15 protein-coding genes are annotated in these 15465 nt (G+C 63.2%); 11 read left to right on the forward strand and 4 right to left on the reverse strand.

Features of this window, described 5'->3' with window-relative positions:
• Positions 1-161: 161 nt before the first annotated feature.
• The 7 genes from lpxC (at position 162) to NP945_RS16935 (ending at position 8179) form a co-directional block, all read left to right on the forward strand.
• Positions 162-1112 (forward strand): UDP-3-O-acyl-N-acetylglucosamine deacetylase, encoded by a 951-nt coding sequence (gene lpxC / locus NP945_RS16905; protein WP_023813134.1) that lies wholly within the window; start codon positions 162-164, stop codon positions 1110-1112.
• Between the two features lie 264 nt (positions 1113-1376).
• On the forward strand, positions 1377-2246 hold the full coding sequence (locus NP945_RS16910) for an outer membrane protein assembly factor BamD (RefSeq protein ID WP_127328879.1): 870 nt from the start codon (positions 1377-1379) through the stop codon (positions 2244-2246).
• A gap of 118 nt (positions 2247-2364) precedes the next feature.
• Positions 2365-4038 carry a DNA repair protein RecN gene (gene recN / locus NP945_RS16915; protein ID WP_256746987.1) on the forward strand — a complete coding sequence of 558 codons (1674 nt, stop codon included), beginning with the start codon at positions 2365-2367 and terminating at the stop codon, positions 4036-4038.
• A 111-nt stretch (positions 4039-4149) separates the two neighbouring features.
• Positions 4150-6354 (forward strand): NAD-dependent DNA ligase LigA, encoded by a 2205-nt coding sequence (gene ligA / locus NP945_RS16920; RefSeq protein ID WP_256746988.1) that lies wholly within the window; start codon positions 4150-4152, stop codon positions 6352-6354.
• Positions 6354-7046 (forward strand): DUF2461 domain-containing protein, encoded by a 693-nt coding sequence (locus NP945_RS16925; RefSeq protein ID WP_128364686.1) that lies wholly within the window; start codon positions 6354-6356, stop codon positions 7044-7046. Before ligA ends, NP945_RS16925 begins: the two co-directional genes overlap by 1 nt.
• A 111-nt stretch (positions 7047-7157) precedes the next feature.
• Positions 7158-7886 (forward strand): AzlC family ABC transporter permease, encoded by a 729-nt coding sequence (locus NP945_RS16930; RefSeq protein ID WP_128309642.1) that lies wholly within the window; start codon positions 7158-7160, stop codon positions 7884-7886.
• Entirely contained in the window at positions 7883-8179 is a 297-nt protein-coding gene (locus NP945_RS16935) for an AzlD family protein (protein ID WP_127296001.1), read from the forward strand. Before NP945_RS16930 ends, NP945_RS16935 begins: the two co-directional genes overlap by 4 nt.
• Before the next feature lie 227 nt (positions 8180-8406).
• Here the strand turns inward: NP945_RS16935 and NP945_RS16940 are convergent, their stop codons facing one another.
• The 3 genes from NP945_RS16940 to NP945_RS16950 form a co-directional block, all read right to left on the reverse strand.
• Entirely contained in the window at positions 8407-10251 is a 1845-nt protein-coding gene (locus NP945_RS16940) for an aminopeptidase P family protein (protein WP_256746989.1), read from the reverse strand.
• Between the two features lie 138 nt (positions 10252-10389).
• Entirely contained in the window at positions 10390-11262 is an 873-nt protein-coding gene (locus NP945_RS16945; RefSeq protein ID WP_256746990.1) for a 50S ribosomal protein L11 methyltransferase, read from the reverse strand.
• A 65-nt stretch (positions 11263-11327) separates the two neighbouring features.
• Positions 11328-11906 carry an SCO family protein gene (locus NP945_RS16950; RefSeq protein ID WP_256746991.1) on the reverse strand — a complete coding sequence of 193 codons (579 nt, stop codon included), beginning with the start codon at positions 11904-11906 and terminating at the stop codon, positions 11328-11330.
• Between the two features lie 188 nt (positions 11907-12094).
• Between NP945_RS16950 and NP945_RS16955 the strand changes: the two genes are divergently transcribed.
• The 3 genes from NP945_RS16955 (at position 12095) to NP945_RS16965 (ending at position 14020) form a co-directional block, all read left to right on the forward strand.
• Entirely contained in the window at positions 12095-12613 is a 519-nt protein-coding gene (locus tag NP945_RS16955; RefSeq protein ID WP_256746992.1) for a CreA family protein, read from the forward strand.
• Between the two features lie 74 nt (positions 12614-12687).
• A complete protein-coding gene (locus NP945_RS16960) occupies positions 12688-13329 on the forward strand; it encodes a DapH/DapD/GlmU-related protein (RefSeq protein ID WP_024501451.1) in 642 nt (213 codons plus the stop codon).
• Between the two features lie 265 nt (positions 13330-13594).
• Complete coding sequence (locus tag NP945_RS16965) at positions 13595-14020, forward strand: low affinity iron permease family protein (RefSeq protein ID WP_256746993.1); 426 nt, start codon at positions 13595-13597, stop codon at positions 14018-14020.
• Positions 14021-14023: 3 nt separating this feature from the next.
• Here NP945_RS16965 and NP945_RS16970 read toward each other — a convergent pair whose 3' ends face one another.
• Positions 14024-14890 (reverse strand): SDR family NAD(P)-dependent oxidoreductase, encoded by an 867-nt coding sequence (locus tag NP945_RS16970; protein ID WP_256746994.1) that lies wholly within the window; start codon positions 14888-14890, stop codon positions 14024-14026.
• 188 nt (positions 14891-15078) lie between these two features.
• Between NP945_RS16970 and NP945_RS16975 the strand changes: the two genes are divergently transcribed.
• Positions 15079-15363, forward strand: coding sequence for a hypothetical protein (locus tag NP945_RS16975; RefSeq protein ID WP_127320440.1), 285 nt, complete (start codon positions 15079-15081; stop codon positions 15361-15363).
• Positions 15364-15465: the final 102 nt, after the last annotated feature.

A 15465-nucleotide genomic window follows, 5' to 3' on the forward strand; every position in this document is an offset into this window, starting at 1 on the left:
CAGAGTAAGAAACCGTGATTTGGAGTCTCCCTGACGGGACATTATCTTCGCTGCCTACCATCATCGGTTTGCCGGGATTTCGGGGGAAGTCACCCTGCCAGCCGATTCACACAAGAGCCGCGCCCTCGGGCTGGAGAAGCGGACCTAGGCATTACGGGCTTATGGGGATTGTCTTGCACGACTATCAGACGACATTGAAGACGCGCGCGTCGCTTACCGGCACCGGCGTCCACAGCGGCAAGGAAGTGTCCATCAGCTTCGTGCCCGCGGATGCCGACACCGGCATCGTTTTCCAGCTTTTCAACGGTGCGGAGCAGGGCCGCGAGTTTCGTGCCCTGGTTTCGGAAGTCGGCGCTACCGACCTGTGCACCATGCTTGGTGATCCCGCCGGCGAGCATATCGCCACGGTCGAGCACATCATGGCGGCGCTGTTTGGGCTCGGCATCGATAATGTCGCTGTCGAGATCGATGGTTCCGAGGTTCCGATCTTCGATGGCAGCGCCATGGCGTTCGTCGAAGCCATCGATCAGGCGGGTATCGAGACGCTCTCGGTCAAGCGGCGCTATATCAGGGTCATCAAGCCGGTCCGCATCGAGAACGGCGCCTCGTGGGCGGAGTTTCGGCCCTATGACGGGACCCGTTTCGAGATTGAGATCGACTTCGAAAGCCCGGCGATCGGTCGTCAGCTGTTTGCCTCCGACCTCAATGCCGATATTTTCCGTCGTGACATCGCGCGCGCCCGCACCTTTGGCTTCATGAAGGATGTCGAGCGGCTGTGGGCCGCAGGCTACGCGCTCGGTTCCTCGCTGGAGAACTCGCTGGTCATCGGCGACGACAACCGCGTCATCAATATGGGCGGCCTGCGCTACCCCAACGAATTCGTGCGACATAAGACGCTGGACGCCATGGGCGACCTGGCGCTGGCCGGCGCCCGCTTCATCGGCTGCTTCCGCTCCTATCGCGGCGGCCACAGGATGAATGCCGCGGCCCTGCGCCGTCTGCTCTCGGACCGCACGGCGTTCGAGATCGTCGAGACGACGCGCCGTGAGCGTGGCCGCAGCGCCGAGATGAACGCCGTCAATGCGCCACTCTACGCACCCTGGATGATCTGATTTCCCAGGGTTTTTTCGGGTTCCATGGGTGATAGCGAATGTTGCAGGAATGCACCACCCGCCAGTGAAATTGCATTGATGTCCAAGCGGCGTCCGGCCGCCACAAAAATGCGCGATTGGCCGGAGATAGCGTTGCCGGGCAAGGCGGTTATGGTTTATGGCTGCTGCCGTCGATTAATGCATGTCGTTCAAAAGTGGGGACCAGTTTTGAAACAATGGCATGCAACTGGCATTGAAATAGCGCCGAAAGGGCGAGATCCAATCATGTTCTTCAAGCGAGTTGGTCAATTGAAAGCACCGCAGAGGGCTGTTTTCCTGGCGCTTTCAGTAGTTGTTCCATCGCTCTTTCTGTCGGCCTGCATGTCGTCGGAGAAAGATATCGACCTGTCGACCTATGTCGAGCAGACCGAGCCGGCCGATGTTCTCTACAATCAGGGCCTTGCCAATCTCAATGCCGGGCGCCTGCAGGAGGCGAGCCGCAAGTTCGACGCCGTCGACCGTCAGCATCCCTATTCGGAATGGGCCCGCAAATCGATGGTGATGGGCGCTTTCGCCGACTATCGCCAGGGCAATTACGATGAGGCGATCGGCTCGGCCAAGCGCTATCTCACGCTTTACCCGTCGACCGATGACGCTGCCTATGCGCAGTACATCATAGGCTTGAGCTACTACCGTCAGATCAAGGACGTGACGCAGGACCAGAAGGAAGCGCGTCAGACCGTCCAGACGATGCAGGATCTGGTCACGCGCTGGCCAACATCGGAATATGTCGACGACGCCAAGGAAAAGATCCGCTTCGCCAACGACCAGTTGGCCGGCAAGGAAATGCAGATCGGCCGCTACTATCTTGAGCGGCGTGAATACATCGCTGCCGTGAAGCGCTTCCGCACCGTGGTCGAGAACTATTCCAACACCCGCCATGTCGAGGAGGCGCTCGCCCGCTTGACCGAAAGCTATTACGCGATGGGTCTGACCTCGGAGGCACAAACCGCCGCCGCCGTGCTCGGCACCAACTACCCCGACAGCCCATGGTACAAGGATTCCTACAAGCTCTTGCAGAGCAATGGGCTTGCACCGCGCGAGAATGCCGGGTCGTGGATATCCAAGGCCGGGAAGATGATCACCGGCGCCTGACGTATGAGCATCGACTGAAGCGCCACAGCGCTTTTCGGATTGATCCGGTGCTCAAACAAAAAGATAGTGCGGCGCTGCGACTGCAAATGGTCGCGTGCCGTTCTAGATTCGGGTTCTGATGCTTTCCAGACTGTCGATCCGCGATATCGTCCTGATCGAGAAGCTGGATATCGACTTCCAGCCGGGTCTTTCGGTGCTGACCGGCGAAACCGGTGCCGGCAAATCCATCCTGCTCGATGCCCTGTCGCTGGCGCTCGGAGCGCGCGGCGACGCGTCGCTGGTGCGCCATGGCGCGGCGCAAGGGCAGGTCATCGCCGTCTTCGACGTGCCTCGTAACCATCCGGCGCGCACGCTGCTTGCCGACAATGCGATCGAGGATGACGGCGACATCATCCTGCGCCGCCTGCAGACGGCGGACGGCCGCACCCGTGTCTTCGTCAATGATCAGCCTTCGAGCGTCACGCTGATGCGCGATGTCGGGCGCGCGCTGGTCGAGATCCACGGCCAGCATGACGAGCGTGCGCTGGTCGATCCCGGCGCGCACCGCGAGGTGCTCGACGCTTTCGGTGGCCATCTCGGCGCCGTCCGCTCGACCGGCGAGGCATGGCGGCACTGGCGCGCCTGCGAGCAGGAGCTGTCGCGCCACCGCGCCAAGGTGGCGGCGGCCGCGCGCGAGGCCGACTATCTGCGCGCGGCGGTGGCGGAATTGACCAAGCTCGATCCGCAGCCGGGCGAGGAGACCGACCTTGCCGAACTGCGCGCATCGATGATGCGGGCCGAAAAGATCGCTTCCGAAATCCATGACGCGCAGGATGTGCTGTCGGGCCCATCTTCGCCCCTGCCGCAACTGGCCAGCCTGTTGCGGCGGCTGCAGCGCAAGGTGTCGGAGGCGCCCGGCCTGCTCGACGATGTCGTCAAATCGCTCGACGAGGCGATGCTGTCGCTCGACGCGGCGCAATCGGGCGTCGAGGCAGCATTGCGCGCCACCGAATATGATCCGCAGCGGCTGGAGAAAGCGGAGGAGCGGCTGTTTTCGCTGCGCGCGGCCTCGCGCAAGCACAGCGTCGCGGTAGACGATCTGGCGCAGCTGCGCGACACGATGTCGGCCGATCTCGCCGATCTCGATGCCGGCGAGGAGCGCCTGCACGGGCTGGAAAAGCAAGCCACCGCCGCGCGCGAGACCTACGACATTGCCGCCGCGCAGCTGTCCTCGCTGCGTCATGCGGCGGCGGTAGGCCTGACCAAGGCCGTGATGGCCGAACTGCCGGCCCTGAAGCTCGAACGCGCCGCCTTTATCGTGGAAATGAAGAGCGAGGCCGAGAGCCGCATGGAAGAGGGGATCGACCAGATCGAGTTCTGGGTGCGCACCAATCCAGGCACGCGGCCCGGACCGATGATGAAAGTGGCCTCCGGCGGCGAGCTTTCGCGCTTCCTTCTGGCGCTGAAGGTGGCGCTGGCCGACCGCGGTTCGGCGCCGACGCTGGTGTTCGATGAAATCGACACCGGTGTGGGCGGCGCTGTCGCCGACGCCATCGGCCAGCGGCTGGCGCGACTGTCGAAGCGCGTCCAGGTGCTGTCGGTGACGCATGCGCCACAGGTGGCGGCACGCGCGGCGACGCATTTCCTGATCTCCAAATCCGGCACCACCGACCGTGTCGCCACCGGCATCGCCGAGATGGACCGGCCGGCGCGGCAGGAAGAGATCGCTCGCATGCTGGCCGGCGCCACCATCACCGATGAAGCGCGCGCGGCCGCCGAACGGTTGCTGCGCGAGAACACCACAGCTGCATAAGAACAGCTGATGTCAGGGATCGAGTCAGGATATGGCTCCATCCTGCTGTTCAGGAATGATTTTCTTAAAATCCTGATCTATTGTGTAGCGCCACCGTTCGGGGAAGAAAGCATGTCCGAAAAACCCGTTGATGCCCTGACCGAAAGCGAGGCCGAAGCCGAGCTGAAGCGGCTGGCGGAAGAGATCGCCGAGCACGACCGGCGCTACCATACCGAAGATGCGCCTGTTATCACCGATGCGGAGTATGATGCGCTGGCACGGCGCAACCTTGCCATCGAGGAGCGCTTTCCGGCGCTGGTGCGCGAGGATTCGCCATCGCTCAGGGTCGGAGCGGCACCTGCGGAAGGCTTTGCCAAGGTGCGCCATGCCGTGCCGATGCTCAGCCTTGCCAAGGCCTATACCGACGATGACGTCACGGATTTCATCGAACGCGGCCGGCGGTTCTTCGATCGCGACAAGGAGCTCGACATCGCCTTCACAGCCGAACCGAAGATCGACGGGCTGTCGGCTTCGCTGCGTTACGAAAACGGTGTGTTCGTGCAGGGCGCGACGCGTGGCAACGGCGCCGTCGGCGAAGACATCACCGCCAATTTGAAGACGATTGCCGATATTCCAGCGAAGCTGAAAGGCTCGGGCTGGCCCGAAACCATCGAGATCCGCGGCGAGGTCTACATGACCTATGCGGAATTCGAGGCGCTGAAGCAGCGGTCGGCAGCGGCCGGCGGCCAGGACTACGTCAATCCGCGTAATACGGCGGCCGGATCGCTGCGCCAGAAGGATCCATCCGTCACCGCCAGCCGCAACCTCAAATTCTTCGCCTATGCCTGGGGTTACACGACGGCTGATCCCGCTCCGACCCAATATGATTCGGTGCAGAAATTCGCCGAGTGGGGGTTCAAGATCAGTCCGCTGATGGTGCGGGCGAAATCGGCCGAGGAGCTGATCGCGCATTATCATCGGATCGAGGAGCAGCGCTCGGCGCTCGGCTACGATATCGACGGCGTCGTCTACAAGGTCGACCAGCTGGAGTTGCAGAGCCGCTGGGGTTTCGTCACCGGCGAACCGCGCTGGGCGGTCGCGCATAAATTTCCGGCCGAACAGGCGATGACGACCGTGCAGAAGATCGACATCCAGGTCGGCCGCACCGGTACGCTGGCGCCGGTTGCGCGGCTGGCGCCGGTCACAGTCGGCGGCGTCGTGGTCGAGAACGTCACGCTGCACAATGAGGATTACATCAAGGGCCTGGACTCGACCGGCCAGCCGATCCGCGACGGCATCGATGTGCGCATCGGCGATACGGTCGTGATCCAGCGGGCAGGCGATGTCATTCCGCAGATCGTCAGCGTCGTCATCGACAAGCGGCCTGCTGATGCGGTGCCTTACGAGTTCCCTCACAGTTGCCCGATCTGCGGCTCGCCGGCGACGCGCGAGATCAACGAAAAGACCGGCAAGGAAGATTCCCGCCGGCGCTGCACCGGCGAACTGATCTGCCCGGCGCAGGCGGTGGAGGGATTGCGCCACTTCGTGTCACGCGGCGCCCTGGACATCGAAGGCCTCGGCGCGGAGAACATAGACACGTTCTTCAATGCGGGATTGATCAAGACCGCCGCCGATATCTTCACGCTCAGGGATCGCCGTCCGGCCGTCACCAGGGCGCTGGCCGAACGCCGCGAGGAGCAGGCAAGGCAGCGCGAGGCCGCATCGGGCAAGACGCGCAAGAATGTGCGCAGCGTCGAGGATCGCAACTATGAGGGCCTCGACAAGCTGTTCGCCGCCATCGACTCGCGCCGCGAGCCGGAGCTCGACCGTTTCATCTTCGCGCTCGGCATCCGCCATATCGGCGAAACGACGGCCGCCGTGCTTGCCCGCACCTTCTCGACCATCGAGGAGATGATCCGGGTCGGCAAGGAGACAGCGGCAGCGGAGGATCCACACACGGTTTTCCCCTCGGTCAACGGCATCGGCGATACCGTGATCGATGCGTTGCGCGACTTCTTCGGCAATGAGCGCAATGACGACGTGCTTGACGCGTTGCTCCGCCAAGTAAAGCCGAAGCCGTATATCGTCAACGTCTCGGCCGACAGCGAGGTCGCCGGCAAGACGGTCGTGTTCACGGGCTCGCTGGAGAAGATGACACGCTCCGAAGCCAAGGCGATGGCGGAGCGCCTGGGCGCCAAGGTCGCGGGCTCGGTTTCGGCAAAGACGGATCTGGTGGTCGCCGGGCCGGGTGCCGGCTCCAAGCTCAAGCTTGCCAGCGAACTCGGCATCGAGGTGATCGACGAGGATGGCTGGCTGGTACGGATCGGCAAGGCGTGATGGAAGGCGCATTCAAGGGTTTCGGCCCGAAAGCCATTCCGTTCCTGAAGGCGCTGGATTTCCACCAGAGCCGAGAGTGGTTTTTGGAGAACCGTGACCTGTTCGAAAAGGAGCTGCGTGATCCGCTCAGTGATCTGGTCGACACGCTGACCGAGCGCTTCGCAAAGGCAGGCCTCGGCCTGCGCGGCGACCGCAAGAAGTCGCTGTTCCGCATCAATCGCGACGTGCGCTTCGCCAAAGACAAGCGGCCCTACAACAGGCATTTGTCGGCCATCCTGTCGCCCGACGGCACCAAGATGGAGCAGGGTGTGTTCTACGTGCATATCGGGCTTGAGCGCTGTTTTGCCGACATTGCCTGGTGGCAGCCGGAACCGGCGCTGCTGCTGGCGATGCGCAAAGCCATCGCGACCAAGCCGGACAATTTTCGTGGCCTGGTGGCGGCGTTGAAGAAGAACCGGCTTGAACTCGAGACCGAAGGCCGTATGAAGCGTACGCCACGCGGCTTCGAGGAAATCAGCGATCCCGATCTGGTCGCCGCCATCCGCCACCGGCATTTCTATGTCCAGCATGTCATCGATCCGGCCGGAATCCATACGGCTGATCTGGTCGACGAACTCGTCGATTTCACCTTGCGCGCCAAGCCGCTGCTCGACTGGGGCAGGGCGATCGAGGGCAAAGGTTCGCTTGACTAGCCTCCGGCTCCGGTAACCCGACGATCATTTCCGCTGATCGTTTGGCTCAAGCGAATTCGTGTGACAAGGCAGGCAGCGCTTCCTACATCAGGCCCTGATCAAGGAGAGGCCATGTCGGCGCAAGCAATTTCCGAGAGCGGCGATAGAAGCGATTTCTGGCAGGGCGTGCGGCTGTCGATGCCTGTCGTGGTGGCGTCGGCGCCGTTTGCGGTGCTGTTCGGTGCGCTAGCCGTCGACAATGGTTTCTCGGTCCTGGAAGCCTTCCTGATGAGCGCGCTGGTCTATGGCGGCGCCAGCCAGATGGTCGGCATCCAGCTGTTCGGCCAGCATGTGGCGCCGTGGCTGATCGTGCTGTCGATCTTCGCCGTCAATTTCCGCCACGTGCTCTATTCCGCAGGCATCGGCCGGCGCATCGCGCACTGGCCTGTCATCCAGCAGGCACTTGGTTATTTCATCCTCACCGATCCGCAATTCGCGGTAGCCGAAGCGCGGGCGCAATCGGGCCGGACGGTCGGCTTTGCCTGGTATCTGGGACTTGGCCTGCCGGTCTATCTGTTCTGGATCGTCGAAAGCGCGCTTGGCGCGATGTTCGGCAAGCTGATCCCCGACACGCATGCGCTCGGCATCGATTTCCTGCTGCCGATCTATTTCCTCGGTCTCGTGCTGGGCTTCCGCAAGCGGCCGCTGTGGCTGCCGGTGGTCATCGCCAGCGCCGCCGCCTCGATCATCGCCTATAAGACCGTGGGCTCGCCCTGGCATGTCTCGATCGGCGCTGTTGCCGGTGTGCTGCTGGCGGTCATCCTGCCTCCCCATCACAGCGGCGTAAAGGCGCGGCCATGAGCACGACCTTCTGGATCATCATCGCCGGCGCAATCGCGACCTATCTGACGCGCATCGGCGGGCATCTGGTCATCTCCCGCTTCGAAACCATCCATCCGCGCGTTGAGGCCGGTCTCAACGCCGTGCCGGCGGCGGTGCTGACGACGCTGGTGGCGCCGGAACTGTTGAATGCCGGGCCGGCGGAATGGGCGGCTCTGGTGGTTACGGCTGTGGTTTCGCTGCGCGGCGGGTTGATGGCGATGTTTCTGGCCGGCGCGGCCGTTCTGATTTTGGCGCGGCAGTTCGTGGGCTAGGGTCTGGGCGCGATCGACTTGAACCGTTAGCGCTGCCCCTCATCTGCCTGCCGGCATCTTCTCCCCGTATAGTGACGGGGAGAAGGGATTTGTCTCAACCTCGGCGCTTTTCTGCAACGTTGGCGGTTGGCGAAATCGTCGATGACGGCATCCTTCTCCCCGTCACTATACGGGGAGAAGTGCCCGGCAGGGCGATGAGGGGCGGCGCCGACCTTCCAAGACTGATTTCAAATCTTCGCGTCGTGCGGCAATGGCGCCGTGGCCTTTTCCAGCCAGGCCAGCGTTTCGCCGTCGAGCATCGGGCCGATCTCGGCCAGCACGCGCGTATGGTACGAGTCCAGCCAGTGCAACTCGTCGCGCGTCAGCAGGTCCGACTGCACCAGCCTGGTATCGATCGGCGCCAGCGTCAGCGTCTCGAAGCCGTGCATGGCGATGTCGCCGCCCTCGATCTCTTGCGCCGGGGTCACCAGGATCAGGTTCTCGATGCGGATACCGTAGGCGCCTTCCTTGTAGTAGCCCGGCTCGTTGGACAGCATCATGCCTTCGAGCAGCTTTTCGGTGCCGGTGCGGGCGATGCGCTGCGGCCCTTCATGCACCGCCAGATACGAGCCGACGCCATGGCCGGTGCCGTGGGCGAAGTCGCAACCGTGCTTCCACAGCGCCATGCGCGCGACGGCATCGATCTCGGAGCCGCGCGTGCCGGCGGGAAAGCGCAGCGTGGAAATGCCGATCATGCCTTTCAGCACCAGGGTGAAGCGTTCGCGCATCTCCTGCGTCGGCTGGCCGATCGGCACGGTGCGCGTGATGTCGGTGGTGCCGTCCTGATACTGCGCACCGGAGTCGAGCAGGAAAAGCTCGCCGGCCTGCAGCTTGCGGCTGGTGGCGCGCGACACGCGGTAATGCATGATGGCACCGTTCGGACCGGCGCCCGAAATGGTGTCGAAGGAGACATCGCGCAGCGGCATCTGCGTTTCCTCGCCGGTCTGCCGCCGCGTCTCCTCCAGCCGGGTGACCACCGATATCTCATCGAGCGATCCGGGTTTTTGCCGCTCCAGCCAGCACAGAAGCTTCGCCACGGCCGCACCGTCACGCCGATGCGCGGCGCGCGAGCCGTTGATCTCGGCCTGGTTCTTGGTGGCGCGCGGGATGCGGGCGGGGTCTGCTGCTGCAACGACGGCGCCGCCATTGGCCTCGACCAGCATGCGCAGCCGGTCGGCCGCCAGCACCGGGTCGAGCGCGATTTTCGCGCCACTCTTGGCAAGGGCGACGATCGCGGCTTGGAATTCGCCGGCCCCATGCGGCTCGGCGAGTTGGGTGAGATAGGCCGCGACCTGGCGCGAGAATTTGCGCTTATCCATGAAAAGCTGGTGCGACCCATCGGCGGCAAGAATGGCGAAGCCGAGCGCCAGCGGCGTGTGCGGCACGTCGCCGCCGCGGATGTTGAAGGCCCAGGCGATGGAGGAGGGGTCGGTCAGCACGGCATGGGTGGCGCCGTCCTTTGCGATCGCCGCCGCCAACCGCGCGAGCTTGTCCTTGGCGAGCTCGCCGGCAAAGCCGATCGGGTGAAGTTCGACCGGGGCCACCGGCGCGTCGGGCTGATCCTTCCAGATGATGTCAATCGGGTTCTTGTCGAGCGGCACCAGCACGGCGCCTGATTTGTCGGCCGAGGCCTGCAGCGCCTTGACCTCGCTGATCGTGTGCAGCCATGGATCGAAGCCGAGCCGTGCGCCCTTGCCAAGATTGTCTTTCAGCCAGACAGAAGGCGGATTGTCGACCAGGCTTTCGATCGAAAAGACGTCCAGGTCGACCTCGCTGCGCACCTGCAGCGTGTAGCGCCCGTCGACAAAGACGAAGGCGCGGTCGCGCAGGACGATGGCGGCGCCGGCCGAGCCGCTGAAGCCGGTCAGCCATTTCAGCCGCGCCGAGCGGTCGGCGACATACTCGCCCTGATGCTCGTCGGCACGCGGCACGATGAAGCCGTCCAGCCCGTTGGCTTCAAGCCATTGGCGCAGGAGCGCCACGCGCGGTTTGCCGACGGCCGGGTCGCCGGCGGAATCGAAGGTCTGGAACATTGTGGGCCTCCTGATATCGGCGGGACCGTAGCCTATGGACTGGGAAATCGGAATCGATTTCCGGCTGCGCGCAACCTGCTACAGCATTGCTGGACTGACAACCGGGGGAACTTGGTCCAAGCTCGGTCGGTCCCGGGCTCAATGCTTGAGGTGGATCGTCACCCAGCCCTCGCGGTGCAGGGTTCTGACATGGCGGAAGTTCTGGCCGGCATAGGCCGAGATGACCGCGTCGCGCTGGCGCTCGAGAATGCCTGACAGCACGATCGAGCCGCCAAGTGCGATGTGACCGGCCATTTGCGGCGCCAGCCGCATCAGCGGCCGTGCCAATATGTTGGCGACGATGAGATCGAAGGGCGCGCGCTTGCCGAAGACCGGGTGGTGAAAGCCCGGCGCGGTCACCGTTTCCACCAGTGCCTTGACGTGGTTGAGCCGTGCATTGGCGGCAGCCACCCGCACCGCCACCGGATCGATGTCGGTGGCCAGCACAGGAATATGCGCCAGCTTGGCGACGGCAATCGCCAGCACCGCACTGCCGGTGCCGAGATCGAGCGCATTGCGCGGGTGTTCGCGCCGGACCACTCTTTCCAGCATCTCCAGGCAGCCGGCGGTGGTGCCGTGATGGCCGGTGCCGAAGGCGAGGCCGGCCTCGATCTCGATGGCGAGTTCGCCGCTGTGGCGTTTCCTGCGGTCATGCGCGCCGTGGACGAAGAAACGTCCGGCACGCACCGGCTTCAGCTCTTCCAGCGAATGCGCCACCCAGTCGATGTCGGGCAGGGCCTCGCGCTCGATCGGCTTCGACAGGGAAAGGCCGGCAAGGATGTCGTTCAAGCGGGTCTCGACCGCATCGACGTCGCCATCGGCATAGAGCGACACTTCGTGGATGTCCTTGTCCTCGTCGACCTCCAGGACGGCGATCGGCAGCCCTTCTTCCTCGAAGGCTGCCTCAAGCGCCGCGAAAATGCTGACGGACTCGGTCTTTCCGGTGGTGAAGTAAAGGCGCGTCTGGGTCATGAAATCTGTTTCTTTTTGAGCATGATCTTGCCCGAAAACCGGTTCCCACTTTTCGGGATCAAGCTCTAGCCTTTCGCCGCCAGCCGCTTCAGCTTGGCGATGGCCGTATCGGCGCTTTCGCCGTAGGCGATGGTGCCGGCAAAGTCGCCATTGGCGTTGAGCAGCAGCACCGAGGCGGTGTGGTCCATCGTGTAGTCGCCGTCGCCGGTGTCGACCTTCTTCCAGTAGATGCCGAATGACTTGGCCATGGCATGGACCTTGTCGGGAGCGCCGGTGATGCCGACGATGCGGTCGGAGAAATTGCTGACATAGGCGTTCATCACTTCCGGCGTGTCGCGCTCGGGATCGACCGAGACGAAATAGGCATGCAGGTTCTTGCCGTCGTCGCCGAGCGTCTTCAGCCAGCCGGCCAGCTCGAACAGCGTGGTCGGGCAGACCTCGGGGCAATGGGTGAAGCCGAAGAAGACGACGCTGGGCTGCCCCCTGAAGGCAGCCTCGGTGATCGGCGCGCCTTTCTGGTCGACCAGGGTGAAGGCGGCCCCGAAGGGCTCGCCGCCATAGTGGCCGCGGTACCAGTCGAAGGTCAGCCAGCCGATGCCGGCCGCCATCAGGACGAGAATGCCGATCAGGATAGAACGCATCATCAGAAAAGTCCGTCCGCAGAAATAGCCGCGCCGGCTCAATGCCGCGCCTGTGCGACAGTCTTAGCGGTTCGGCCCGGCACAGGCAAAGTGCCGCGTTGCCGCAACCGCAGTGGTGTCGACCTATCTGCTTGCAAAGCCGGGCTGCTCGCCCCACCTGTGACCGGCAACTCGAACCGCAGGAGGCTCTTTTGCCACGACTGATTGGGCACGGATTGATTGGGCGAAAACTGATCGGCGGCGCCTTGGCCGCCTGCGTTGTCCTTGGCGCCGGTGCTGCTGTTGCCGAGGAAGTCGGCAAGGTCGGCGTCGACTGGCTCGGCAACGACATCATCGTCGAGGCGATCAAGGACCCGATAGTGGAAGGCGTGACCTGCCACGTCTCCTATTTCGATCGCGGCATCATCGATCGCCTGCACAAGGGCAACTGGTTCGAGGATCCGTCCGATTCGTCGATCTCCTGCCGCCAGACCGGCCCGATCACCATCGGTGATATCGACATGAGCGAGGGCGGCGAGGAAGTGTTCAAGCAAGGCATCAGCCTGATCTGGAAGAAGCAGGTGGTGAACCGCATCTACGACAAGGCCAACGAGACGCTGATCTATCTCTCGCATTCGCGCCAGGTGCAGAACGGCTCGGCCAAAATGTCGGTCACCACAGTGCCGCTCTACGGTCAGAACGTGGTGTGGAGCAAAGGCAAGCCGCAATAGGCGATTCAGCTCCGTCCCGGGCGCACGATTGGCCCCGCTTGCGGGACCAATCGCCTGGGGGTAAAGCCGCCGGCATGGATCGTTCCGAAAATCTCGTCCCGAAAGACCCTGAGCCACGCATCCATCCGACCGCGGAGTTGAAGGCGTGCAAGCTCGGCCGCTATGCCTCGATCGGCGAGCGGGTGGTGTTGCGCGAGGTCACCGTCGGCGACTTCTCCTATTTCGAACGCCACTGTGAAGCGATCTACACGACGATCGGCAAATTCTGTTCGATCGCCGCCAACAGCCGCATCAATGCGCTGGAGCATCCCATAGAGCGGCTGACCCAGCACAAGCTCAGCTATCGGCCGAACGAGTATTTTCGCTGGCTGGGCGTCGACGCCGCCTTCCGCGAGCGGCGGCAGGCGAAAGCCGTGACCATCGGCCATGATGTCTGGATCGGCCACGGCGCGGTGATCATGCCCGGGGTCACCATCGGCAATGGCGCGGTGGTTGGCGCCAACGCAGTGGTGACGCGTGATGTGCCGCCTTACGCGATCGTCGCCGGCGTGCCGGCGAAGGCTCTCCGGCCACGCTTCGCTCCGGATGTCGCGGCGCGGATCGAAGCTCTCGCCTGGTGGGACTGGCCGGTCGAAAAGCTCGCCAGAGCGGTTCCCGACATGCAGGCAATGCCGATCGAAGCGTTCCTCGATCGCTGGGAAAACGACGCCGTCTGAGCTTGCGCAAACATGTCGGATTGAAACCCCTTCCGCCATGCGGGGGTGGCGCGGCGGAAGGGGCTGGAGGCAAACCGCTGTGAAGCGGAAGGAACAGGCACTCTTGCCTGCACGGTTACTGTGACATTCAACCCATAAAGTGTGTTTTTCGCCCTATGCACTTTATGGGTGTATTCAATTGCGCGCGAGGTATTTGTTTGCATCGGGAACCTGAAACGGTCGCTGGTTGTTTCTCATCGCGCCGCAGCGTCGAGGGATTCGATAGATGGAAAAGCATTTCACCAAGGTTGCCAACTGGGTCGCCCGCATAGCCGGCCTGCCGCCGACATTCGCCGTCTGTTGCCTGATCGTAACCGTCTGGGCGGTGAGCGGTCCGTTCTTCGGTTTTTCGGACACCTGGCAGCTCGTCATCAACACGGGCACGACCATCATCACCTTCCTGATGGTCTTCCTGATCCAGAACACTCAGAACCGCGACGGCGCGGCGATCCAGGCCAAGCTCGACGAACTGATCCGGGTCGGCAAGGGCCACAACCACTTCATCGGCATCGAACATCTGACCGAATCCGAAGTGGAGGAAATCCGCGCCAAATGCGAGCGTGCGGCAAAGCGGCATGACGAACAGATCGCCGACATGACGGCGAAGAAGGTTGTGGCGAGGAAGCGCGGGTCGAAAAAGCAAGCGGCTTGAAGATCAGCCTTTCATGAAGGTCGCGAAACTGTCCTTGTGGTCCGGGTGCCAGCGCGACAGGGCTGGGCGGTTCTCGATGATATCGCCGATCGCCCAGGCCATGCGCTTTTCATCCAGCGGGCGGGCCGCCTCATTGTCCGGGCACAGGATGTAGAAATCGCCTCTGGTCAGGGATTCCAGCATGAAATCCACAACCTGTTCGCCGGTCCAGGCGGCGGCCGGTTTTTCCGTCGCGCCCTCGGTCAGGCCGGTAAAGGTGAAGCCGGGGATCAGAAGATGGGCAGCGACATGGGCGCCGGGTTCGTTGCGCAACGCATGCGACAGGCCCTCGGTGAAGGTTTTCACCCCAGCCTTGGAGACATTGTAGGCAAGATTGCCGGGCGGCGTGGTGATGCCTTGCTTGGAGCCGGTGTTGACGATCAGACCCGGGCTGGCCGAGGCCAGCATACGCGGCGCGAAGGCCTCGACGCCATGCATGACGCCCCAGAAATTGATGTCCAGCAGCCGTTTCCAGGCATCGCCGTTTTCCCATGGCTTTCCGGGATTGTCGCCGATACCGGCATTGTTCATCAGCAGCGACACGCCGCCGAAGGCGCCGAACGCCCTTTCGGCGAGGCGGTGTACCTCATCTGCCTTCGAAACGTCGGCGGCGACGGCAAGCACGGCATCGTCGCCGGCAATCGCAGAAACGGCGCGCGAGGCGTCGTCCAGCCGCGCGCCGCCAATATCGGCCAGCACGATCTTCATGCCCATCAGTGCAAGCCGCTTGGCGGCCGCCAGACCGATGCCGCTGGCGGCGCCGGTGATAACGGCGGCATTGCCTGGGGCAAGCGCGGGCAGGGCGGTCTGGATCTCGGCGTCGGTGATCATGGGCGATGGGTTCCTTGTTCGATGGCGCCGAACTTAGCGCCGGAACCGGCCGGCGCAAGCCTCTGCCCGCCTTGTCGGGTTGACCAGTTCGGTCGAGGCTGCGCATGTTGCCCTTTGCCTCCGCAAAAGAGATTTTGCCCTGGGGACAAAACAAACTTCAGCCTCGGGGACAAACGGAGATTTCCTGATTGACGGACTGGGTTGCAATCCTGAAAGAACAGACCGCCATTGGCGACCAGATGGGCCGCGAGGTGCCGCAGATGCTGGCCAACCCCGACATCAGCGAAACGCAGGTGAAGACGCTCTTTTCCGCCCTGGAGAAACAAGCCGAGTTCGTCGAGAAGCTGCGTATGGCGCTGGAAAAGTTCGGCCATGATTTCTCGATCATCAAGGCCGCGGAACGGCTGGAGGAGCGCTATGCCGACCTTGCCGCATCGGTGGCGGAAAAACTGAAAGCGATGCGCCGTCGGTGAATGCCTCGACCCTGCCTTTGCCCATGGATTCACCTTTGTCCGCGGTGAATTGTCGAAAGACAGTAAACGTCAGCGGTGTTGAAGAGCCAATAAGCGGCAACC

Source organism: Mesorhizobium sp. LMG17149, from assembly GCF_024518695.1.
GTDB lineage: Bacteria > Pseudomonadota > Alphaproteobacteria > Rhizobiales > Rhizobiaceae > Mesorhizobium.